This is a genomic window from Streptomyces sp. NPDC030809, assembly GCF_055572195.1.
In genome coordinates, this window is sequence record NZ_JBVIDV010000001.1 from 95391 (window position 1) to 118536 (window position 23146).

Genomic DNA, 23146 nt, shown 5'->3' on the forward strand with positions numbered 1-23146 from the left:
CCTCACTCACTTCGGTCGGGTGCGGCCACGAGGGAGCCGAGCAGTTCGCGGTAGTCCGGGTCCTTCTCCGCCAGGTGGGCCAGGGCCGAGCGCAGCAGCCGGCCGGTGGGCACGGGGTGCCGTTCCCCGGCGTCGAGCCAGGGCTGCCAGGCCGTCGCCTCCACGGTGGCGTCGCCGCTTTCGTGGCCGGCCAGGTCGTAGAGCGCCATGCTGGTCAGGACGGCGTTGCCGGACGCGCGGGCCCGCTCGGCCACGGCGGTCAGCCACTCGGACCGGCCGAGCGGCCTGGTGGCCGGCCCCTCCTCGCCGAGCAGGGTGAACAGCTGCCGGGCGCTGTAGCCCTCGGGCGCGACCAGGTGGAAGGCCCGGCCCGCGGCGCCGGGGGTGAACAGCAGGTCCACCACGGCCCGGGAGACCAGGTCCACGGGGGCCATCGGCATGGGGCGGTCGTCGACCGGGTGCACCCCGGCGGCCACGCCGGAGGCGAGCATCCGCCACAGCATGTCCTTGGGGTTGCAGGCCCCGGTGCGGGTGGAGCCGAGGATCAGGCCGGGCCGGAAGACCCGTACCCGCATGCCCTCGGACTCGGCGCGCTCCAGCAGCCGTTCGCAGACCCACTTGCCGACGCCGTAGCCGCCCTGGGCGGGGTCGAGCGGCTGCTCGCGGGTCTCCAGGGTGCGGCCGCCGGCCCCGAGGGCCTGGCCGGTCGCGGCGAGCGAAGAGACGAAGCCGAAGTCCCGTACGCCGTGCCGTCGGGCCCAGCGCAGCAGGCCGAGGGTGGCAAGGACGTTCTCGGAGCGCAGCTCGCTGTACGGCTCGGTGAAGACGACCCGGGCGGCGCAGTGCAGGACGTGCCCGACGCGGCGGGCGAGTTCGCCGCCGCCGTGGCCCTCGACGGCCTCCTCCACGCGGTGCAGGTCACCGAGGACGACCCGGACCCGGTCCGGGTCGGGGGCGGGCAGGTCGTACGACCGTGCGGCCGCGCGCAGCCGCTCCTGCCCCTCCTCCTCGCTGCCGGCCCGGACCAGGCAGTACACGCGGTGCCCGGTGGTGTCGAGCAGCTGGTGCAGCAGGAAGGCGCCCAGGAAGCCGGTGGCTCCGGTGAGGAGCACGTCCGTGCCGGGGGCCTGCTCCGCGGCGGCCTCGCCGAGCGGCAGCGCGAGGTCGGCGTCGACGAGGGCGCCCTCTCCGTCGGCGGCCTGGTCGTGCCCGTCGGCGGCGTGGGCGCCGTCGCCCGTCTGCCCGGCCTCCACGATGGCGGCGAGCCGGCGCACGGTGGCCTTGCTGCCGCCGGCGCGGTGCAGGTTGACCAGGACCCCGAGGCGGGCGTGGATCTCCAGGCCCATCCGCACGGACAGCAGGGAGGTGCCGCCGAGGGCGCCGAACTCGTCGTCCAGGCCGATGGCGGGCGTGCCGAACAGCTCCTCCCAGATGTCCAGGAGGGTGTCCGCGGTGGCGGATCCGGTACGGACCCGGGCCGCGGGCGCCGGAGCCGCCTCGGCGGGAGCACCGGCCGCGGGCAGCGCAGTGCGGTCGAGGGCCCAGTGGCGGCGCCTCTCGTACGGGTAGGCGGGCAGCTCGAGCCGGCGGCCGCGGCCGCCGCGGGCCAGGTACTCCCAGTCGGCCTCGGCGCCGTGCAGCCAGGCGGTGGTGACCGCCTCGTCGAGGGCGTCGGGCTCGGGCACACCGTGGTCGCCGAGGACCAGTACGGGGTGCCGGCCCGCGGGCGGTGCGTCTGCGGAGCCCAGCTGCAGGACGTACGCGTCGGCGGGCACGGCGTCCGGGACGGCGGGCACCACCTCGGCCCGGCCGCCGAAGGCCGCGACGAGGTGCTCCAGGATCCGGGCGGGCACGGCCGGCTGCCCCGGGGCGACCAGCAGCACCCGGCGGGGGGTGGCGCGTACGGTCGCGGCGTGCGGGGGCCGGGGCAGCCGCAGGGCGGCCGCCAGCCGGTCCGGGGCCGCGGTCACCACCCGGCGTTCGGTGAAGGCCCGGCGGCCGACCCGCAGGGTGTGGGCGACGTCGCCGGCGGGCGCGCCCTCGTCGAGGCGGTCGGCGACCGCCCTGGACAGGGCGTCCAGCTCGGTGCGGGTCCGCGCGGAGAGCAGCAGCCGCACCCGGTCGCCCGGGGTGGCGGCCGGACGGGTGGGGGCGGGCGGCGGGGCCAGGACGACGGTGGCGTTCGTGCCGCCGAGCCCCATGGAGTTCACGAGGACGTGCCAGCCGCCTGCGGTGCCGAGGGACACCGGCTCGGTGGGGATGCGGAAGGGACTCTCGGCCAGCACGCCGGGGTCGCGCGGGTGCCGGAAGGACGGGTGCGGCGGCACCGTGCCGGTCCGGGCCACGTGGACGGCCTTGATGAACCCGGCGATGCCGGCCGCCCAGCCGGCGTGGCCGATGTTGGCCTTCACCGAACCGAGGGCGCAGCCCCCGGCGGCGGGCTGCGGGCTGCCGGCGCTCGTGGCCGCGGTGCGGAAGCCCTCGGTGAGCCCGCGGAGTTCGAGGCTGTCGCCGAGCTGGGTGCCCGAGCCGTGCGCTTCCACGTACCGGACCGTGTGCGCCTCGGCTCCGGCCACGGCGAGGGCGCCGGCGACGACACCGGCCAGGCCCGCCGCACTCGGCGCGGTGAAACCGGAGCGCATCGCGCCGTCGTTGCCGATCGCGCTGCCGCGGATCACCGCGAGCACCGGGTCGCCGTCGGCGAGGGCGTCGCCGAGACGGCGCAGCACCACGGCGCCCACGCCCGCTCCGGCGGCGGTGCCGGTGGAGCTCGCGTCGAAGGGGCGGCAGTGCCCGTCTTCGCTCATCACCCCGCCGGGCGCGTACGTGTAGCCCACCAGCGGGTCGCTGACGGCCGCGCCTCCGACCACAGCGAGGTCGCATTCGCCGGAGAGCAGGCTGAGCACGGCATAGTGCACGCCGGTGAGGGAGGAGGAGCAGGCGGTCTGCACGCCGACCGAGGGGCCGCGCAGACCCAGCTTGTACGCCACCCGGGAGGCGATGAAGTCGGCCGTGCCGCCGAGGGTGAGGTCGAGGTCGTCCACGGCGGCGGACAGGCCGCCCTGGAGCAGCTTCGCGGCCTGGAGCGCGACGGTGTACGGGCTGGGGCCGCCGCTGGCGAAGACGCCGACCACGGGCCCGGCGCCGGTGCCCGGGGGCGTGTGCCCGGCGGCCTCCAGGGCCTCCCAGCACACTTCCAGGAAGAGGCGGTGGGCCGGGTCGATCAGTTCGGCCTCGGCCGGGGAGTAGCCGAAGAACTCGCCCGCGAACAGGTCCGCGCCGGGCACGGTGGCCGCGACGGGCACGAATGCGGGATCCTTCAGCTCCGCGTCGGACATGCCGGTGGCGCGCAGCCGCTCCTCGGTCTGCTCGCGGGTCGAGACCACGCCGGCGACCAGGTTGTCCCAGAAGGCCGCGGTGTCCGGGCCGTCGGGGAAGCGGCAGGCGGTGCCGACGACCGCGATGTCGGTGGCGCGGGTCATGCGCGGCCGCCCGCCATGGCGCCGTTGCTGCGGCCGAGCAGCTGGGCCCGGTCGCGGCCGCCGAGCCCGGCGTCCGCGGCGGCCCCGCCACCGGCCCCGGTGCGCGGGGCCAGCAGACCGGCCTGGGCGCGGACGGTCGGGTGCTCGAACAGGTCCTCGATGGCCACTTCGCGCCCGGCCAGTTCCTCCAGGTGCTCCTGCAGGACCATGACCAGCAGCGAATGGCCGCCCGCGTCAAAGAAGTTGACGTCCACGTCCTGGATCTCGGCGCCGAGCACCGTGCTCCAGATCCGGCGTACGTCCTCCATCGTGTCCGTCATGGCTGTACTTCTCCAGTCTCCGGGCCCGTGACGGGCCGGTCGGCGTGCGTGCTGGCGGCGTGCGGGTGCAGCGGCAGGACCGGGGAGTCCGGGTCGGCGGCCATCCGGCCGGCCGCCTGCACCAGGTCGCTCAGCAACTTTTCTGCGGTCGAGGCATCGAACAGCGCGGTGGCATAGGCCAGTTCGAGTTCGATGGGGCCGCCGGTGTCGCGCAGCGTGAGTTCGAGCTCGTACTTGATGCGCAGTCCCGGTGGCGGGAGCTGCCGGGCCTGGACCCCGGGTCCGAGGTCGGGCGTGGGGGGCGGGTCCGCCACGGCCGTCACGAGGACGGGGGTGACGGGCGGACGGCCCAGTCCCCGGCCCGGGTCCAGCTCGGCGACCAGCGTCTCGAAGGGGACGTCGGCGTACCGGTAGGCGGCGACGCTCTCCTGTCGGACCCGGTCCAGCAGGCCGCGCCAGGTGGCGGGGGTCCGCAGGTCCACCCGCAGCAGCAGGGTCTTGATCAGCATGGCCACGGCCTCCGTCTCGGCCGCGGTGGCCCGGCCCGCCCAGGGGAAGGCGAACAGGAAGTCCCGCTGCGCTCCCGTCCCGGCCAGCACCGCGGCCAGCAGGGCGGGGCCCGCCATCGAGGCGGTGGCCCGTTCCGCGGCCAGCACGGCGCGCAGGGCGGTGCTGGTGGCAGCGGGCAGGTGCGCCCGCCGGACGTCGGCGGCCGTGTCCTGGACCGCCGTACGCTCCCGGTCGCGCGGCAGCGCGATGTCGGCAGGCGCCCCGCGCAGCCGGGCCAGCAGGGCCCCGGCCCGCTCGGCCGCGTCGGGGGCGGCCGGCGCGGCGGCCAGCTCGGCGGGGTGCACGGCGGGCGGCAGCACGGGGCGACGGCCGGCGGCGAGCGCCCGGTAGGCGTCGCCCAGCTGGTGCAGCAGCAGCTGCTGCGCCCACCCGTCGACGACGATGTGGTGGATGACGAGCACGAGCAGGGTGCGGGGGCCGGCCGTGAGGATCCGGGCCCGGACCGGCGCCTGTCCGGCGAGGTCGAAGGGCGTCCAGCAGCATGCGGCCAGCTCCCGGTCGAGTTCGTCCGCGCTCAGGCCGGACGCGTCCGCCAGCTCGACGGCGGGCAGTTCGGCGTCCGTCGTGCACACCACCTGCCGGGTCGCCCGGTCCAGCCGGAAGCGGGAACGCAGTGCCGGATGGTGCCCGACGACCTCCGTGACGGCGGCGGCCAGCAGCTGCGGGTCCGTCGCCCCGGTGAACTCCAGGACGGTCGGCGCGAGATAGGCGCTGCGCTGTCCGGCGATCCGGTCCAGGAAGACCATGCGCTGCTGGACGGGCGTGGCCGGGTGGCTGCCGTCCTCCGCCGGCGCCCTGAGCGGCCCCGCGGCGGCCGCGGCGTCGCGGGCCGCCCGTGCGGTGTCCCGGAGCGCGGTGAGGCCGGCGACGGTCGGCCGGGCCAGGAACTCGCCCAGGGCCGGCGCGATGCCCTCCTCGCGCTGCACGGCGGCGAGCATCCGCACCGCGAGCAGCGAGTGCCCGCCGAGCGCGAAGAAGTCGTCGTCGGGCCCGAGCAGTCCGGGGCCGTCCGCACCTGCCGCGGCTCCCCCGGTACGGCTCTCGGTCCCGAGGGCCGCCAGGAACCGGTCGCTCGCCCACCGGTACGCCGGATCCGGGGCGGCGGCCCCGGAGCCGTGCCCGGTCCGGGGCAGGGGCTCGGCGCGCAGCGCGCGCAGCGCCCGGAAGTCGGTCTTGTCGTTGACCGTCATCGGCAGGGCGTCCACCGGGTAGACCGCCACCGGCAGCACCGCGGCCGGCAGCCAGCGGAGCAGCGGGCGGACGAGTTCCTCGTGGCCGGGCAGGGGTCCGGACCCGTCGAGGACCACGTACGCCACGAGGCGCGCGGGGTCGCCCTCGGCGGTGACCGTCGCGGACAGCACCCGTTCGTGCTGCTCCTGGAGGAGGGTGGCGACCTCCCCGGGCTCGATGCGGTTGCCGAGGATCTTGACCTGCTCGTCGGCGCGGCCGAGGTATTCGATCGCGCCGTCCTCGCGGACGGTCACCCGGTCCCCGGTGCGGTACATCCGGGCGTCGGGCTCGTCCGCCGGTGCGAACGGGTCCGCGAGGAAGGCGACGGCGGTGAGGTCGGGCCGGCCGAGGTAGCCGCCGGACACGCCGGGGCCCGCGAGGTACAGCTCCCCGGGCACGCCGGGCGGCAGTTCCTCGCCGGCCGGTCCGAGGACGTAGGCCCGGGTGTTCCAGACCGGCACCCCGATCGGAGGCGCCTGCGGGTCGTCCGGGTCCACCGGCGCGCACAGGCTCGTGCACGACACCTCGGTGGGGCCGTACACGTTGCGCAGGGGCACGCCCCAGCGGGCGTGGCACTCCGCGGCCAGCGAGCGGGTCAGCTTCTCCCCGCCGAGGTAGAGCATCCGCAGGGCGCCCGCCGCGGGCTCCGCACCGGCGGGCGCGCCGTCCGCGGCCCGCTCGGAGTGCTCCGCGTCGAGTACGGCGCGCAGCAGGCCGGGGGTCATGGCGGCCACGGTGGTGGTGCGCAGCAGCGCGAGCAGCGCCCGGCCGTCCTTGCGCTGCACGTCGTCGGCGTAGACCAGCTCGGCCCCCGACACCAGGGCCCGGAAGGTCTCGAAGGTCGCAGGGTCGAAGGAGGTGCCCACCACGCACAGCAGCCGGTCGGCCGGTCCCAGCCCGCAGTCCTCGGCCCACCACAGCACGGTGTTGGCGAGGCCGCGGTGCGGCACGGGCACGCTCTTGGGGCGCCCGGTGGTACCGGAGGTGTAGACGACCACGGCGGTGTCCCCGCCGGCCGGCTCGGGCGGGCGGCGCTCGCCGCCGTGCCCGTGCCGCAGCGCCCCGAGGTCCAGGACCCGTACGGCGGCGCCCGTCGCGCGCAGGACCTCGGCCCCGGCCTCGTCGGCCAGCACGGTGCCCGCGCCCAGGTCGCCGAGGATGTACTCGAGGCGCTCCACCGGGGTGTCCAGGCCCAGCGGCACGTAGGCGCGTCCGGCGCGCAGGACGCCGAGCCAGCCGGCCGCGAGGGCCGGTCCGCGGGCTGCCAGGACGGGCACGACGGCGCCGGCGGCTGCCGGGCCGCCGGCCCCGAGGGCGTGGGCCACGGACCAGGACCAGTCGTCGAGTCCGCCGCGGCTGATCCGGTCCGTGTCCGAGGACACCGCCACGGCGGCGGGGTCCTCGGCGAGGCGGGCGGCCAGCAGGCCCAGCAGGGAGCGGTCGGCGGGCGGCTCCGTGCGGCCGAGGTCGCGGAACGCTCCGGACAGCACGCCCGGCACCGGGACCTGCGGGGAGCGCACCGACAGCGGCAGCGCGGCCAGCGGTGTCTGCGGGGCGTCGACGGCCGAGGCCAGCAGCGCCAGGAAGGCGTCGCGGAAGCGGACGGCGGTCTGCGGGGAGCAGAGCCCGAGGTCGTACTCGATGGTGCCGGCCACCCCGTCGGGGCGGTCCTCCAGGAGGAACAGCAGGTCGTAGCGGGCGGCGCCGGTGGGCAGCAGTTCCGGCTGCTGCCAGCGGCCGTGCCCCGCGGTCCGCGGCACCGGCATGTTCTGGACTCCGAAGGCCACCTCGACCAGCGGGCCGCGCCCGCTGCCGCGCTTGGCGGCGGTCAGGGCGGTGAGCCGGTCGAAGGGCAGGTCCTGGTGGGCCAGGGCGCGGAACGACTCGGTGCGCGTCGCGCGGCACAGCTCCTCGAAGGACTGCCCCGCGTCGGGCCGGCAGCGCAGCGGCACGGTGTTGACGAAGCAGCCGACGGCACCTTCCAGGCAGCGCTTGGGCCGGTTCGCCATGACGGTGCCGACGAGGAAGTCGGAGGCGCCCGACCAGCGGCGCAGCACTTCCTGGAAGGCTGCGAACAGCACCACGAACGGGGTGGCCCGCAGCCGCGTGGCCAGGGCTCCGGTGCGCTCCCACAGCTCGGCGGGCACGGGGAACTCGAGGTGCCCGCCCGGCCGGGCCTCGGCCCCGCGGGTGCCCCGGCCGGGGAACAGCGGCGAGTCGCCGGCCTCGGTCAGCTCCTCGGCCCGGGCGGCGGCCCGGCCCTCCACGTCCCGCAGCGCCCAGGTGGCGCGCTCCCAGTGGGCGAAGTCCGCGTACTGGACGACGGGGTCGGGCGTGCCGGTGGCGGTGCCCGGTTCGAGGGCCGCCTGGTACCCCTCGTGGAGGTCGTCGAGGAAGGTGGCGAGGGACCAGCCGTCGAAGGCGATGTGGTGCAGGGTGATCAGCAGGGTGTCGCCCTCGGGAGCGCCCTGCCAGAGGTCGCAGCGGATCGGCCGCCCGGCGGCCAGGTCGAAGGGGGCGGCAGCGCGCCCGGTCAGCTCGGCGGGGCCGGGCCGGGCGCCCGCCCGGTGGACGCGGACCTCGACGGGCCGCGGTTCGAGGACCAGTTGCACGGGGCGGCCGTCGCGCAGCCGGTAGGCGGTGCGCAGGGCCTCGTGCCGGGTGACGGTGCGCAGCAGGGCGCCGTGCAGGGCGTCCCGGTCGACGGCCTCGTTCCAGCGCAGCAGCAGCGGCACGTTGTAGGCGGCCGTGCCGGGGTGCGCCTGCTCGATGAACCAGAGGCTCTCCTGGGCGGCGGACAGGGGTGCTTCGACGGCGCCCCGCCGGACGAGTTCCATGTTGCCGTGTTCACTCATGAGTGCCCCCTCCGTCAGCCCCGGCCCGCCGCGCGGTGCCGTACGGTCTCGGTCAGTTCGGCCAGGTCTGCGGCCAGCAGGACGTCGGCCGGGCCGAGTTCGGCGGCGATGCCCTCGTTGATGCGCGCGACGAGCTGGATCGCGAGGATCGAATTGCCCCCCGCTTCGATGAAGTTGTCCTCGTCCCTGGCGTCCGCGGTCTCCAGGACCTCGCACCACAGGCGGCGGACCTCGGCGGACGTCCCGTCCCGGGGGTCCGCCGCGGGAGCCCCGGCCGGGTCCCCGGCGGGCGCGGCGTCGCGCGCGGCCAGGGCGAGCAGCGCCGCGCGGTCGGCCTTGCCCGTGGGCCCGAGCGGGATGGCGTCCAGGACGGTCCAGCGGGCCGGCAGCATGTACCCGGGCAGCTCCCCGGCGAGTGCGGCCTGCAGGCGGGCCGCCACCTCGTCGTGCGGGCCCGCGCCCGCGGCCGGGAGCACGAAGCCGGCGAGGACCGCGGCGGACCCCTCCCCGGTCTTCTCCACGACGGCCGCGGCGGCCAGGCCGGTGGCGACCGCCGCCCGCTCGATCTCCTCGAGCTCCACGCGGAACCCGCGGATCTTCACTTGGCGGTCCAGCCGTCCGAAGATCTCCAGCGCACCGCCGGGGAGCCTGCGCACGACGTCACCGGTGCGGTAGAACACCCCCTCCCCGGGGGCGTCCGGCAGCAGGGTGAACCGCTCGGCCGTCAGCTCGGGGCGGCCCAGGTAGCCGAGGGCCACGCCCGGCCCGCCGATGCACAGCTCGCCGCGCTCGCCGTCCGCAACGGGCCTCAGGTCCGGGCCGAGCACCCGCAGTTCGGTCTGCTGGACGGCCTCGCCGATCGGCACCCGGTCCGCACCGGCCAGGTCGTCGGCGCCGAGGTCGTGGTACGTGGCGAAGGTGGTGGTCTCGGTGGGCCCGTAGACGTTGACCAGCCGGTCCGGCCCGCCCGCCGCGAGCACCCGGCGGGCCGCCTCCGGGGTCAGCGCCTCGCCGCCGACCAGCAGGGTCGCCAGCGTGCCGAGGGCGGCCGGGCGCTCCTGGGCGATCATGTGGAACAGCGAGGTGGTCAGGAACAGGGCGTCCACCCGCTCCGCCCGCAGCAGTTCCAGCCAGCGGTCCAGTCCGGTGGCTGCGACGGCGGGCATGACCACGACGGTGCCGCGGGCTGCGAGCGCCGCCCAGATCTCGAAGGTGGTGGCGTCGAAGGCGGGGTTGGCGGCGTTCGCCACCCGTGTCCCGGGCCCGAGGGTGCAGTACGCCGGGTTCTCCACGAGCCGTCGCACGGCGCGGTGCGGTACGACCACGGCCTTGGGGCGCCCGCTGGTGCCGGAGGTGAAGTTGACGTACAGGGGGTCGTCGCCGCCCGCGCCGCCGTCGACCGGCCCGCGGGGAGCGGCGGGGGCGCCGGCGCGGACCGCTTCCAGCACGGGCAGGGCGGGCGCCAGGGCGGCGGCCCGGCCGCCGTCCTGGGAGGTGGTGACCACACAGCGGGCCCCGGCGTCGGCGAGCTGCGCGGCGGAGCGCTGCGCCGGGGCCCCGGTGTCCAGGGGTACGTAGAACGCGCCCGCGCGGGCCGCGGCCAGCACGGCGACCACGAGGTCGGCACCCCGGTCGAGGGCGATGCCGCAGGCGTCGCCCGGGCGGATGCCCGCTGCGGCCAGGCGGGCGGCGAGGTCCCCCGCCAGGTCCCACAGCTGCCCGTAGCCGAGCTCGCGGCCCGTGGCCGCCTCGCGTACGGCGGGTGCGCCGGGGTGTTGCTGGGCGTGCTGTCCGATGAGGTGGTGCACTCCGGCCGGGCGGGGGGCCGGCGTGCTCGGGTCGGTGCGGGTGTCCATGGCGGTGGCGTCTCTTCAGCGTCGGGTACGAGGGACTCGGCGGGCGCTCGGCCTCGTCAGCCGCCCAGGCCGGCCTGGGTGCGGAAGGTGCGCAGCCAGCGGAGGGTGAAGCGCATGGCGTGGTGGTTGGCCGCGGGCTTCATCGCCCCGCCCTGGAAGAACTTCTGTCCCTCGATGGCGGGGCCGAGCACGCTGATGCGCCGGTCGACGCTGCCGTCCGGGCGGATCACGCAGAAGTCGTCGGTGAGGTCCAGGCCGCCGGGCTCGAAGCCCTCGCCGCCGTGCTGGTGCGGGTTGTGCCACTTGCGGACCAGCCCGCGGCGCAGCAGGTTCGGGTAGAGCGGGGCGATGTCGGCGGAGGCGTCGAAGGCCGGCACCCGCGCGTCGACCAGGACGTCGATGCGGCGGACGGCTCCGGTCTGCGGTCCGGTGACGAACAGGCCCCGGGCGTCGGCGTCCACGCGCGCGCCGGGCCCGGGCGACACGTCGAGGATGCCGTGCTCGATCAGGGCCCGGATGCGGTCCATGACGTCCGGTACGGGCCCGTAGGCCAGCCGGTTGTGCTGGCGCAGCCAGGTGCCGAGGAAGGTGCGGTGGGCGTCGGCGTGCAGTCCGCCGTCGTTGACGGCGTACACGATGACCGGGCGCAGGCCGCGCCAGACTCCGTCGGCGGCCGTCTTGGCGGGATTCTCGAAGACGCCCTGCCGGGCCCATGCGTGGTCGGTGGCCATGAACTCGGTCATGGCCTTGCGGTACTGCTCCGGGGAGGTCCGGTCGCCGGGGGCGATCGGTTCGAGGGTGCGCTCCCAGGAGAACAGGTTGCCGGACGGCAGGACGGCGTGGCGGCTGGGCGACACGAGGGTGGCGGTGAGCGCGGCGGTCCGCTCCGGGTCGTCGAGCACGGCCTCCAGGCGCTGCCGGTTCACTGCGCCGAGGACCACGTCCGCGTAGCGGTGCAGCAGGGCGGTGAAGTCCCAGTCGCGCGGCTCTGCGGCGAGGCGGGCGTACGGTGTGCGCCCCACGAGCAGCGCCTCGACGGCTTCGGCGGCCTCGGCGGCGGCCTGCCGGAGCGGGGCGGTGAGGAGGCGGACGGACTCCTCGGGCTGCGCGGTGCCGGCGGTCCGGCCGAGGAACTCCTCCCGGGCGGCGGCGGACGCCTCCTGGAGGTGGCGGCCGAAGTCGGCGCCGAACAGCGTGGTGTAGTACAGCTGCGCCATCTCGGCGACGATGAGCGGGAACAGGTGCCGCTCGTAGTCGATCTGCCGGCGGGACACCGCACCGACCTGCACGGGCGCGCTCCCGAAGGTCTCGCGGAGCCGGTCCACGGCCCCCGTCGTGAGGAAGACCCCGCGATGCTTCCTCTTGGGGCCGCCGGAGTGGTCGAGGGGACGGGCGAAGGCGAACAGCCCGGACTCGCTGAAGGCCACGATGGAGCGCGGCTCCCGGCCGGAGGGCTCGTAGCGCAGGGTGCCGTCCTCGGCACGGGTGAAGCGCCCGCCGCGGCCCTCGGTGAGGTGGAGCACGGCGTCGACGCCGGTGAGCATGGTCCCGGCGCAGCCGACGACCGTGCCGGGGCCGGCGGCCGCCTCGGTGAGCCGCTCCTCGAGCGGGTACGCGCTCGGCAGGAACACGGCGCCGGCGGTGCGCTCCGCGGCCTCGGCCCACCGGCGGGTGCGCGGGAAGCTGCGGGGGTCGTTGTAGGAGTGGCCGGTGAGCAGCAGCACCTGGTCGGCCTCGGTGTACTGCGGGGCGGCGTCCTCGGCGGTGCTGCCCGCGGGCACGGAGGTGAGGCGCAGCGGGCCGTCGGTGCCCGGCGCGGCCAGGTCCTCCACGTCCGTGACCTCGCGGTGGTGCAGGGTGACGGTCACGCCGGGGCGGGAGCGCAGGATTTCCACGTACGCGTCGAAATGCTCGCGCAGCGCGAGGCCGTGCAGGTGACGCTTGGGCCAGCTGTCCGGTTCGATGTCGAAGCGTTCGTCGCCCGTTTCGCGGAATTTGCGGCGCGCCCATTCGTAGAGGCTGGGGCGGAGCGCTTCGGGGAGCAGCCCGCCCGCGTCCTCGACGCTTTCGTCGGCGCTGAAGGAAACGTGCCGAGCCACCCGGTTGAGAAAACTCGTGGGGGCCTGAAGAGGGCTGTGAACCCGACCTGCACCGAATTGACCGGTGCGCTCGAATACATGGATGACGAGTTCAATGGGGCCTTCGTGCGCGGCCACCAGGGCGGCCAGCCTCTCTATCGCGTACGTGCAATAGGGACCGCCGCCGACAATTGCCAAACGTATCGGGGTCACAGCTTCCTCTTCTAGATCCGCAGTTCCTTGTGAGGACCGATCCGGACGTGATTCTTCGCAGCGATGGGCGACGCGTCGCAGGGTGTAAACGCGCGCACCGGATCGCAACCACTACTCGCTACTGCGAACGACGCCGGAAGGGGCTTGCGCACACCAGTGGCGACAGCCGGGGCAGTTGCCGGCAGCACACGGGCCGGCCATCCCGCAGGGCGCGCCGTCTTTGACGGCACGCCAAAAATGTCCACTACCTGCACGGATGGCAGGTGTGGTCTGACTGCGGCACAAGCGATCGCGCCGCACTCCCCCGTCTCGCGACGCCACCCCGGTCCGCTTGAGAGCAGATCGAGCCACGCCTGAGAACGATCAAGATAGCCGCCGGAAATCCCGTCTGCTACCCCCGTCGCACAGGATCTGAACAAACGGAAAGCCCCCTACCGCTTAAGACCGGCCATCCGCCCCCGCTCTTCGCCGTCTCATTTGGCTGCGGGTAAGGTGCCCGGCCATGACGGGGATTGTCGACCGGCTGGTGCCGGATGAGCTGTGGGAACTGTTCCAGCAAGTGGTGCCCGAGGCGCCGGGCCGCCCGCAGGGCGGTGGGCGGAAGCGCCACGACGACCGGGCGGTCCTGGCCGCGATCGTGTTCGCCGCCACCTCCGGATGCCCGTGGCAGCGGCTCCCGGCGGCGGCGTTCGGCCCGTCCGGGGCCACCGCGCACCGCCGCTTCACCGAGTGGGCCCGCGCCGGCGTCTGGACCGACCTGGGCTTCCTCGTCCTGCACCGGCTCGGCGGCCGGCCCGGGTCCGACTGGTCGCGACGCGCCGTGGATGCGGTGTGCGCCCAGGCCCTGCAGACAGCCAAATGAGATGGCCTTAAACCCTCTCGAAACGCTCCGCAGCGCGACGGGATGGTCGGACTCTAGGGGGCTTCATCCCTTTTTCTCCCCCCATGGGGGATGAAACCGACAGGTCGCTCCCGGAATGTGGCGCGGCTCATAGGAAGGCCATCCGGAATTCCCGGATCCCTTCATTCGGGGGTGGCGGCCCACAACTGCTGGGGCTATGTTGATCGTTCTCGGGCGCCTCCCGGCCGCGCCGAACACAATTCGACGTCCGGGAATCTTGGGGAGGAGAAAGAAGTTTTGACTGCGCCGTCACGGACCCTGTGGCCGCCACGCGGCCCACTGGCCGAACGTAATTTCCTGATGCTTTTCAGTGCGAGGGCGGCCTCCTCCCTGGGCGACGGCATCTCACTGGTGGCCCTCACCTTCGCGATGCTGGAACTGGCGGGCCCCGGCGGTCTCGCCCTGGTGTTGCTGGCCCGCGAGATCCCCACCGTGGCCATGCTGTTGATCGGCGGTGTCTGGGCCGACCGGATGTCCCGCCGCAAGCTGATGATCGGCGCCAATCTCGCCATGTTCGGGGCCCAGGCGGGCTCCGGCGCCCTGGTGCTGGCAGGCTCGGCCGAAATCTGGAACGTCGCCCTGCTCCAGGTCGTCTACGGTCTGGGCAACGCGCTCTTCCTGCCTGCGTCGCTGAGCGTGGTGCCGCAGAGCGTCAGCCCCGAGCACCTGCAGAAGGCGAACGCCCTGCTGGCGCTGTCGCGCAACGGCCTCGGCATCATCGGCCCGATGGTCGGCGCCCTCCTGGTGGCCACCGTCGGCGAGGGGTGGGGCATGGCCGCGGACGCAGGAACGTTCCTGCTTGCCGCGATCGCCTTCACGCTCATGCGAATCACCGAGCCCGAGCGCGAGAACTCCGCGTCCGTGCTCAAGGAACTCAAGGGGGGCTGGAAGGAGTTCACCTCCCGTACCTGGGTGTGGACGATCGTCTCGTCCTTCGGGGTCTTCCAGCTCGCGGTCTTCCCGGTCTTCATGGTCCTGGGCGCCCGCATCGCCAAGGAGGACCTGGGCGGTGCGGGGGCCTGGGGCGGCCTGCTCGCCGCCACCTCCGCCGGGGCCATCCTCGGCGCCCTCGTCGCCACCCGGGTGCAGCCCAGACTGCCGCTGGTCTTCGGGCAGTTCCTGATCCTGCCGGTCGGCCTGTTCTTCGCACTGTTCGCCCTCGGCGCTCCGCTGTGGGTGCTCCAGGCGGTGGCGGTCATCGCGTGGGCCTGCTCCGAACTCGGCGACACGCTCTGGTACACGGCCCTCCACGAGAACGTGCCCGAGGAAGCGCTCGGCCGCATCAGCTCCTTCGACTTCTTCGGCTCCCAGGTCTTCAAGCCCGTCGGCTTCGCGCTGGTCGGCCCGGTCGCGGCCGCCGTGGGCGCCAACACCCTCATGTTCGGCTCGGCCGGGCTGCTCGTGCTGGTGACCGTGGGCATCCTCTTCGTGCCCGGCGTGTGGCAGATCCGCTCGGCCGCGGCCGTCGCGAAGGCCGCCGGCGCAGCGGATGCGGCCGGGACGGGCAGCGCGGCGGACGCATCGGACACGGCGGACGCAGCCCGGACTGCGGGGGCCGCGAAGTGAGCACCGAGCTGCGGCAGCGGCCCGCCGCCTCCACTCTCGTCACCTGGGCAACCGGAACCGCCGAGGGCCCGGCCCTGGTCTGCCTGCCGTGGGCGGGCGCCAGCGCCGTGGTCTTCCGTACCTGGGCGGCCGCCTTCCCGGACGAGGTAGGGGTGTACGGCGTACGGCTCCCCGGCCGGGAGAACCGGATGTCCGAGCCCGCCCTGACCGACGTGGCCGAGGTCATCGCGGAGGTCCGGCGGGCCATCGCGGACCTTCCCCATGAGCGCATCGCCCTGTTCGGGCACTGTTCGGGCGCCCTGATCGCCTTCGAGCTCGCCCGCGAACTCGGCCCGGCGGTTGTGCACCTGTCGGTGGCCTCGCAGCTGCCCCCGCCGCAGGCCGCGCAGGCGGCCGGCGAGGAGCTGCTGTCCCGCGAGCAGCTCGCCCGGCGCTACCTGGACCGGGAACTGCTCGACGAGCCCGACATCGTGCAGCTGCTCCTGCCCGTGCTGGAAGCCGACATGCAGGCGCTCTCCAAGTACCGGTACCGCGAAGGGCCCCTGGACGGCGTGCCGGTGACGGTCTTCCGGGGCACGGCCGACGAGGAGATCGGCCTCGGCGACGTCATCGGCTGGCACGCCCAGTCCACCGGACACGTGCAGATCCGCGAGCTGGCGGGAGCCGACCATCTGTTTTCCGGCCCGGACTGGACCGGCCTCGCGGCATGTGTGGCCGAGGAACTCGGCACGGCACTGCGCCGGTGAGGCCCTCGCGGGCCCAGCGATCTGAACGGCCGCCTCGGCGCGGTGCGTGAGTGGAGGAGTAGGTAGTGACTGCGGGTTACGAGTGGCGGCATGCCGATGTCGTCGCGCGGGCGGAAGAACTGGCCGCCGAGATCGGCGAGGCCGGTGGCACCGGCCGCAAGGTGGTGGCGCTGGAGTGCGACCGCGGCCTGCCCTCCGTCATCGCGCTGCTGGCGGTGCTGGAGGCGGGCGGGGTCCCCCTGCTGGGCTCGGCAGCCGATCCCGCCGACCGGCGGGCACGGCTGCGGGAGGCCTCCGGGGCGGCGCTCGTCGTGGCCGGATCCGGCGGTGGCGGGTTCACCGTCACCGCCACCGGCGCCGATGCCGAGACGGGCGCCGGCGCGGCCGGCGCCTGGCCCGGCGCCGTGTACCTGGCGGCCACCTCCGGTACCACCGGCGAGCCGAAGATCGCCCCCATCGGCCACGACGTCTTCGAGGCATACGTCCGGGACATCCGCGAGGCGTTCGGCCTCACGGACGCCGACCGGGTGCTGCAGTTCGCCCCGGCCGGGTTCGACGTGTTCGTCGAGGAGGTCGTCCCGACCTTCCGGGCCGGCGGCACGGTGGTGGTCCCGCCCTGGGAGCACGCCCCGAGCGCGGAGGCCTTCCTCGACTTCCTCCGGGACCACGGCATCACCGTGGTCAACCTGCCCGGTTCGTACTGGATGGGCGTGGCCGACTTCATGCGCAAGACCGAGCGCGGGCTGCCGCCCTCGGTGCGCCTGGTCGTCTTCGGCAGCGAGCCGGTGGCGCGGCCGGTCGTCGAGTGGGCCCGCGAAGCCCTGCCCGACGTCCGGATGCTGAACGCGTACGGCACGTCGGAACTGGCCCCGACCTGCTTCGTCTTCGACTGCGACGAACTCCCCAAGGCCACCGCCCACCCCGAGTCCGTGCCGGTCGGCGGCCCGCTGCCGTTCATGCGGTACGAGCTGCTGCCGGAGGCCGGCACGGCCGACGGCCGCGGGCGGCTCCTGCTGGGCGTGCAGCCGCTGCCCGGCGGGGACCCCGGCCCGTCCTACGACACCGGCGACCTGGCCTCGCTCGAACCCGACGGGTACGTCTACCTGCACGGCCGGGCCGACCTCACCCGTCTGAAGCGCGGCGGGGTCACCGTCAACGCGGAGTCCCTGGCCGCCGTCGCCCGCGAGTGCCCCGGCGTGCTCGGCGCGGTCGCCCGGGTGGACCGCACGTCCGGCGCCCTCCTGGTCATCGTCCAGTCCGCGCAGGAACCGGACGCGCTCCGCGAGCAGGTCGCCGCCCACCTGCAGGCGGCCCTGCCGCCCGCCTGGCAGCCGGACCGCATCCAGGTGACCTCCGGCATGGAGCACGTCCAGGGCGCCAAGCTCAGCACCCTCGGCGCAGCTGCGGCCGGCTCCGCCGGGACGGCCGCGCCGGACACGGCACCGCCCGGCGGGGCCGCCGCCCCCGCCGGGCGCCCCGTCCTCGAAGACCTCGTCCGGCAGGCCTGGACCCGCTGGACCCCGGCCGAGGAGGTGGTCGCCGCGACCGACTTCTTCGACGCCGGCGGCGACTCCATCGGTGCGGTCCGCATGTGCTCCCAGCTCTCCGATGCCGTACTGCACAAGGTGCCGGTGCAGCTGATCTTCGCCAACCCGCGGTTCGGCGAGTTCGTGCAGGCCGTGGACACCTTGCTGAAGGCCGCCTGACCGCAGGTCACCGGATCCGCGGACCGGTCCGCGGACGTGCGGATCACCGGACCGTTCCGGTCGGCCCCCGCCCCCGCCCCGTCGCCGGGCGGCCCGCACCGCTGCGCCCGGGCGGCCCGGTCCCGCGGCCGTCGGCGCCCCGGCCCGGCAGGGCCGGTTTCACCCCGTTGGCAACCCTGGAGGACAGTCCCATGACGGACCAGAACGTCTTTGCCCCCTCGATCAGAGTGCTGTGCGACCAGCCCGGCGACCTGACCGCACCCGATGTCTCCCTCGAAGGCCTGCTCGCCCAGTTCCCCGGCCTCGCCGAGGCGAAGGCGATCTGCCTGACCGGCTCCACCGCGGCCGGCTGGGCCAACCCGTTCAGCGACGTGGACGCGTACGCCTTCGCCGACGTGGACATCGACCTGCCGGTCGACGACACGATGGAGATGTGGCGCAGCACCGACGACAGCGGCCTGACGTCCCTGACGTGGATGGGCCGCTACGGCGACTCCCGCATCGACCTGAAGATCTGGCCGACCGACGCGCCGCGCCAGGCCCTGGCCGACTACCTGGGCGAGGAGGAGCCGGAGTTCTGCGAGTCCGGCACCCTCGTCAAGGACTTCATCTACCGGCTCTCGATCGCCAAGCCGCTCAAGGGCGCCGAGTTCTTCGAGGAGACGGCCGAGCTGATCGCCTCCTCCTCGTACCAGCGCGCCCTGGCCCGCACCCTGAAGATCGATGCCGAGAACCGGCTCACCGACGTGGCGGGCATGCTGCAGAACGACGACGTCAAGAGCGCCCGCATCGCCGCCCTGACCGCAGCCCAGTGGATCGCCGACGGCGCCCTGGTCCTGGCCGGCTCCCTGGTCCGCAGCGACAAGTGGCTGCTGCGCCGCATCGAGGAGACCCCGGCCTCGGGTCTGACGGTCGAGGACTACTGCACCAACGTCCTCGAAGGCCCCCGCCCGGGCGAGACCGAGCGGGACTGCGTGCTGCGCGTCGCCCACTGGGCGCGCAACACCGTCACCCACCTCGAGCAGGCGGCCCTGGGGTGAGCGGTCCGAACCCGGACGGCCGGGGCGCGGCCGACACCTCGCTCGACGCCGTCATGGCGGGGTACCTCAGCGGACACGTGCCGTGGGGCCTCGGCGACGAGATCGTCTGGCGCATCCCCGAGCCCCGCTTCTACCTCGACCTCGAACACGCCCGTTTCCCGCACACCGTGTGGAAGCGCACCCGCCGCCGTGGCTGGACCGGGCGGATCAACGGCGACTTCGAGCAGGTGATCCGCGGCTGCGCCGAGGCCCCCCGGACCAACGACACGGAGTGGATCACCCCGGCCGTGGCCGAGCAGTACCGGGCCCTGCACCGGGCGGGACTGGCCGTCTCCTTCGAGGTCTGGGACGGCGAGGAGCTGATCGCCGGCGAGATCGGGGTGCTGGCGGGCGGCGTGTACTTCTGCGAGACCAAGTTCCACCGGGCGGAGACGGACGAGGCCGGCAACTTCCTCTCGGGGATGGCCGTCCTGACGCTCGCGGACGCCGGCTTCTCCGTCTACGACACCCAGTTCGGGCCCGCATATCTGGGCCGCTTCTCCGCCAAGGGGCTCGAGCCCATCGACGCGGAGGCGTTCCCGGCAGCGGTGGCGCGTGCCGCGGCCCGGCGCTTCGAGCGCATCGGTGCAGGGGCCCCGGCCGTGCTGTCCAAGCCGGTCCTGCCCGAGTAATGACCGTTCGAACAAAGAGGATTCCGAAGCCGTGACTGGCGATGTCATAACAGCCGCGACCCCGATCGCGATCATCGGGATGGCCTGCCGCTACCCCGGTGCGGACAGCCCGGAGGAGTTCTGGGCCAATCTGACGGCCGGTGTGGAGTCGATCGCCCGCGGCCAGGGCGGCGCAGACACCGGCGCAGACACCGACGCGTCCTCCGGTGCACCCCTGGTGCGGGCGGTCGGCCGGATCGAGGGCACCGAGAACTTCGACGCCGAGTACTTCCGCATCCCGCCGGCCGAGGCCGCCGCGATGGACCCGCAGAACCGGGTGCTGCTCGAAGTGGCCGCCGCCGCCCTGGAGGACTCCGGCTACCTGGGGCGGGAGGAACCCGTCATCGGCGTCTTCGTCGGCTCCGGCGAGAACGCGTACCTCCGCGACCACGTCGCGCCGAACACCGCCGCCGTGGAGAACCTCGGCGAGATGCGCCTGGCCCTGGCGAACGAGAAGGACTTCCTCGCCCCGCGCATCGCGTTCAAGCTGGGGCTCCGCGGGCCGAGCCTGACCGTCCAGGCCAGCTGCTCCACCGGCCTGACCACGGTCGCGCTTGCCTGCCAGGCCCTCGCGGCCGGCGACTGCGACATCGCGGTCGCGGGCGGGGTCAGCCTGCTGCTGCCCGACGTGGACGGCTACGTGTACGCCCCGGGCGGCGTCAACTCCGCGGACGGGTACTGCCGTACGTTCGACCGGGACGCCTCCGGCACCCTGCCCGCCTCGGGCGCGGGTGTCGTCGTGCTCAAGCGCGACGGCGAGGCGCGCGCGGACCGGGACCGCCGCTACGGCGTGATCCGGGGGTGGGCCACGAACAACGACGGCAGTGCCCGGGCCGGTTTCACCGTGCCCAACGTGGCGGGCCAGGAGACCGTGGTCCGCAGCGCGATGCGGCGGGCGGGCGTGCACCCGCGCGAGGTCTCGTACATCGAGGCGCACGGCACGGCCACGCCGCTGGGCGACCCGATCGAGGTCGAGGCGCTGAGCCGGGTGTTCGCCTCGGACGACCGGGGCGCGGGTGCGGTCGCCCTCGGCTCGGTGAAGACGAACATCGGGCACACGGACGCCGCGGCCGGTGTGGCCGGGCTGATCAAGGCCGTCCTCGCGGTCCGGCACGCGGTGATCCCGGCCAGTCTCCACTTCACGGAGCCGAACCCGGCGATCGAGTTCGACGGCACCCCCCTCTACGTCAACACCGACACCAAGCCGTGGCCCGAGCGGGACACCGCACGGATCGCGGGTGTCAGTTCCTTCGGCCTGGGCGGCACCAACGCCCATGTGATCGTGGCCGACGCGGAGGAGGCGGGGGCCGACCCGGTGCGCCGGGACCGGCAGGCCGTGGTGCTCTCCGCGCGCAACGACGCCGCCCTGGCCCGCGCCAAGGCCCGGCTCGCCGACCGGCTGTCGGCCGCCGGCCCGCTGTCCGCGGAGGAGTTCGCCGACACCGCCCACACCCTGGCGGTCGCCCGGCAGGCCCACGGCGCGCGCTGGGCCGGCTCCTTCGCCGGCTCCGAGGACCTGGTCGCGGCGCTGCGCGCACCCCACCTCGCCACCGCCCGCAGCACGCGTGTGTCGCTCGCCGTCGAGGGCCGCGGGGCCGAACTCGTTGCGATGGCACGGCGCGAGGCGGCGGCCGAGCCGCTGACCGCGGCTGCCCTGGCGGAGTACGCGGCACTGCTGGGCGCAGCCGCCGGGGAAGCGGTGTTCGAGACCCTGCCCGAACCCGCGGCGGGCGCCCTCGCCGTGGTCGTGGTCCTGCGCGCCCTCCAGCTGGCCGGGGTGAGCGTGGCCCGGGTCGACGCCCCGCCGTTCGCGGCCCCGGCCGTGGACTGGCTGCTGGCGGGCGGCGAGGAGGGGGAGTTCGGGGCCGCGCTGCACGCCGGTGCGGACGCGCCCGAGGCGCCGAAGGCGTTCCTCGCCCCGGACCGCCTGGTCCTGGGCCCGGAGCACCGGCTCGCGGACGCCGTCGCCCATGCCTGGGCGCGCGGTGCGGCGATCGACTGGGCCGCGTACTACGGGTCCGAGGCGCGCCGTGTCGTGTCCCTGCCCTCCTACCCCTTCGCCGCCCAGCGCCACTGGCTGGAGAAGCCGGCGCCCGCCGCGCAGCAGGAGTCCGCGCCCGCCGCGCCCGCCGGCCACTCCGCGGCGACCATCGCCGAGGTGGTGGCGGCCTCGTGGAGCGAGGTGCTCGGACTGAAGACGGTCGATCCCGACGCGGACTTCTTCGAACTGGGCGGCGACTCCATCACGGCGGTGGAGATCGGCGCGCGGATCAACGAGGAGCTGCGCCTCTCGCTGCCCCTCGATCTGGCCTTCCAGACCCCCACCATCGCGGCGATGACGGAATTCGTCGAGAACCACCAGCTGACAGGAGCAGACGCATGACAACCCTGATGGACGAGGTGCTCGTCCGCACCCTCGACGTCACCGTGCGCCGCGGCGAGGACGACGGCCTGCTGGTCGAGACGCTGATCGGCCGCTACGTGTTCGACTCCCAGGCCCGCGACGTGTGGCGCCGGATCGACGGCCGCCGCTCGGTGCGCGAGGTGGTCGGCCAGGTGGCCGAGGACACCGGCCGGCCGGTGGACGAAGTGCGTGAGCCGGTCGAGGCCTTCATCGGCCGGCTGCTGGAGCTGCGGCTGCTGGAGCAGGCGTGAGCGGAGCACCGTTCACTCGCGTCGGCTTCCAGTTCGCGAGCTACGCCTTCCCCCAGGTGCCGGACAGCCGGCTCTTCGACCACGTCGTCGCGGTGGCGCGGACTGCGGAGGAGTCGGGATTCGACAGCATCTGGGCCATGGACCACCTGCACCAGATCGCCAGCGTGGGTGAAGCCGCCGACCCCATGCTGGAGGCGTACACCACCCTCGCGGGCCTCGCGGCACTGACGTCGAAGGCGAAGCTGGGCGTGCTGGTGTCGGCCGTCGGGTTCCGCAACCCGGCGCTGCTCGCGAAGATGGTCACGAACATCGACGTGATCAGCAAGGGACGCGCGGTCGTCGGCATCGGCGCCGGCTGGCACGGCGAGGAGTACGAGGCGTACGGCATGCCGTTCCCGGAGCTGGGGCAGCGGATGCGCGAGCTGCGGGAAGCGGTGAAGATCTGCCGCGCCATGTTCACCGAGCACGCGCCCACCTTCCACGGCAAGCAGTACCGCATCGAGGGTGCGCTGAACGTGCCGCAGCCGATCACCCCCGGCGGCCCGCCGATCCTGATCGGCGGGAGCGGCGAGCGGACGACCATCCCCATGATCGCCAAGCTGGCCGACGGCTGTAACTTCTTCGGCGGCCCGGCGACCGTGCGGCACAAGATCGGCGTGCTGGAGCGGGCGTGCGAGGCCGCCGGCCGCGATCCCGGCACGATCACCAAGACCTGGCTGGGCACGGCGATCATCGCGGACTCCGAGGCGGAACTGCAGCGCGGCATGGAGGCGCTCGGCCGGCTGCACGGCATCCGGCCGTCGGCGGTACGCGCCATCGCCCTGTGCGGCACCCCCGCCGAGGTGGCCGACCGGGTCCAGGAGTACCGCGCCTGCGGCATCGACGGAGTGATCGTGAACATGGACGACGCCGGTGACCTGGACCGGGTGGCCCGGGCCGGCAAGGTGCTCTCGGAGGCGATGGCATGACCGCCGCAGAAACCGCCTGCGAGACCATCGCGCACGCGTTCGCCGAGCTGCTGGGCGTGCCCGCCATCGACTGGGAGACGGGTTTCTTCGACCTGGGTGTGGATTCGAGGATGGTGGTCCGCGCCGTCAACGAGCTGCGCGCGCACTGGCCGTCGCTCCGGGCGGTCGACGTGTTCTCCCACCCGACCGTCACGGATCTGGCGGCCCACCTGACCGCCGCGCACGCCCCGGCCGAGGGATAGCCGGCCGG

15 protein-coding genes are annotated in these 23146 nt (G+C 74.6%); 10 read left to right on the forward strand and 5 right to left on the reverse strand.

Annotation, left to right across the window (positions count from 1 at the left end):
• Window positions 1–2: 2 nt before the first annotated feature.
• Genes ACZ407_RS00470 through ACZ407_RS00490 form a run of 5 tightly spaced genes read right to left on the reverse strand, consistent with a single transcriptional unit; the run spans window position 3 to window position 12604 of the window.
• Window positions 3–3482, reverse strand: a complete 3480-nt coding sequence (locus ACZ407_RS00470) for a thioester reductase domain-containing protein (RefSeq protein ID WP_468124229.1) — start codon at window positions 3480–3482, stop codon at window positions 3–5.
• Window positions 3479–3802 carry an acyl carrier protein gene (locus ACZ407_RS00475; protein ID WP_468124231.1) on the reverse strand — a complete coding sequence of 108 codons (324 nt, stop codon included), beginning with the start codon at window positions 3800–3802 and terminating at the stop codon, window positions 3479–3481. Before ACZ407_RS00475 ends, ACZ407_RS00470 begins: the two co-directional genes overlap by 4 nt.
• A complete protein-coding gene (locus ACZ407_RS00480; RefSeq protein WP_468124233.1) occupies window positions 3799–8457 on the reverse strand; it encodes an amino acid adenylation domain-containing protein in 4659 nt (1552 codons plus the stop codon). Before ACZ407_RS00480 ends, ACZ407_RS00475 begins: the two co-directional genes overlap by 4 nt.
• A gap of 14 nt (window positions 8458–8471) precedes the next feature.
• Entirely contained in the window at window positions 8472–10313 is a 1842-nt protein-coding gene (locus ACZ407_RS00485; protein ID WP_468124235.1) for a non-ribosomal peptide synthetase, read from the reverse strand.
• 56 nt (window positions 10314–10369) lie between these two features.
• On the reverse strand, window positions 10370–12604 hold the full coding sequence (locus ACZ407_RS00490; RefSeq protein ID WP_468124237.1) for an FAD/NAD(P)-binding protein: 2235 nt from the start codon (window positions 12602–12604) through the stop codon (window positions 10370–10372).
• Between the two features lie 502 nt (window positions 12605–13106).
• Here ACZ407_RS00490 and ACZ407_RS00495 point away from each other — a divergent pair.
• The 10 genes from ACZ407_RS00495 to ACZ407_RS00540 all read left to right on the forward strand — a co-directional run bounded on the left by ACZ407_RS00495 (window position 13107) and on the right by ACZ407_RS00540 (window position 23138).
• Window positions 13107–13466, forward strand: coding sequence for a transposase (locus ACZ407_RS00495; protein WP_468124239.1), 360 nt, complete (start codon window positions 13107–13109; stop codon window positions 13464–13466).
• A gap of 90 nt (window positions 13467–13556) precedes the next feature.
• Entirely contained in the window at window positions 13557–15071 is a 1515-nt protein-coding gene (locus ACZ407_RS00500) for an MFS transporter (protein ID WP_468124240.1), read from the forward strand.
• Window positions 15068–15817: a thioesterase II family protein gene (locus ACZ407_RS00505; RefSeq protein ID WP_468124242.1), complete on the forward strand. Its 750-nt coding sequence runs from the start codon at window positions 15068–15070 to the stop codon at window positions 15815–15817. Before ACZ407_RS00500 ends, ACZ407_RS00505 begins: the two co-directional genes overlap by 4 nt.
• A 65-nt stretch (window positions 15818–15882) precedes the next feature.
• The gene (locus ACZ407_RS00510; RefSeq protein WP_468124244.1) at window positions 15883–17523 is read left to right on the forward strand and encodes a non-ribosomal peptide synthetase; all 1641 of its coding nucleotides are present in this window, start codon (window positions 15883–15885) and stop codon (window positions 17521–17523) included.
• A gap of 191 nt (window positions 17524–17714) precedes the next feature.
• Window positions 17715–18563: a hypothetical protein gene (locus tag ACZ407_RS00515; protein WP_468124245.1), complete on the forward strand. Its 849-nt coding sequence runs from the start codon at window positions 17715–17717 to the stop codon at window positions 18561–18563.
• A complete protein-coding gene (locus ACZ407_RS00520) occupies window positions 18560–19234 on the forward strand; it encodes a leucyl/phenylalanyl-tRNA--protein transferase (RefSeq protein WP_468124247.1) in 675 nt (224 codons plus the stop codon). Before ACZ407_RS00515 ends, ACZ407_RS00520 begins: the two co-directional genes overlap by 4 nt.
• Before the next feature lie 31 nt (window positions 19235–19265).
• Entirely contained in the window at window positions 19266–21656 is a 2391-nt protein-coding gene (locus ACZ407_RS00525; protein WP_468124249.1) for a beta-ketoacyl synthase N-terminal-like domain-containing protein, read from the forward strand.
• Entirely contained in the window at window positions 21653–21928 is a 276-nt protein-coding gene (locus ACZ407_RS00530; protein ID WP_468124251.1) for a PqqD family protein, read from the forward strand. Before ACZ407_RS00525 ends, ACZ407_RS00530 begins: the two co-directional genes overlap by 4 nt.
• Window positions 21925–22896, forward strand: a complete 972-nt coding sequence (locus tag ACZ407_RS00535; RefSeq protein ID WP_468124253.1) for an LLM class F420-dependent oxidoreductase — start codon at window positions 21925–21927, stop codon at window positions 22894–22896. Before ACZ407_RS00530 ends, ACZ407_RS00535 begins: the two co-directional genes overlap by 4 nt.
• The gene (locus ACZ407_RS00540) at window positions 22893–23138 is read left to right on the forward strand and encodes an acyl carrier protein (protein WP_468124254.1); all 246 of its coding nucleotides are present in this window, start codon (window positions 22893–22895) and stop codon (window positions 23136–23138) included. The genes ACZ407_RS00535 and ACZ407_RS00540 overlap by 4 nt, the downstream gene beginning before the upstream one ends.
• The last annotated feature ends 8 nt before the right edge of the window (window positions 23139–23146 follow it).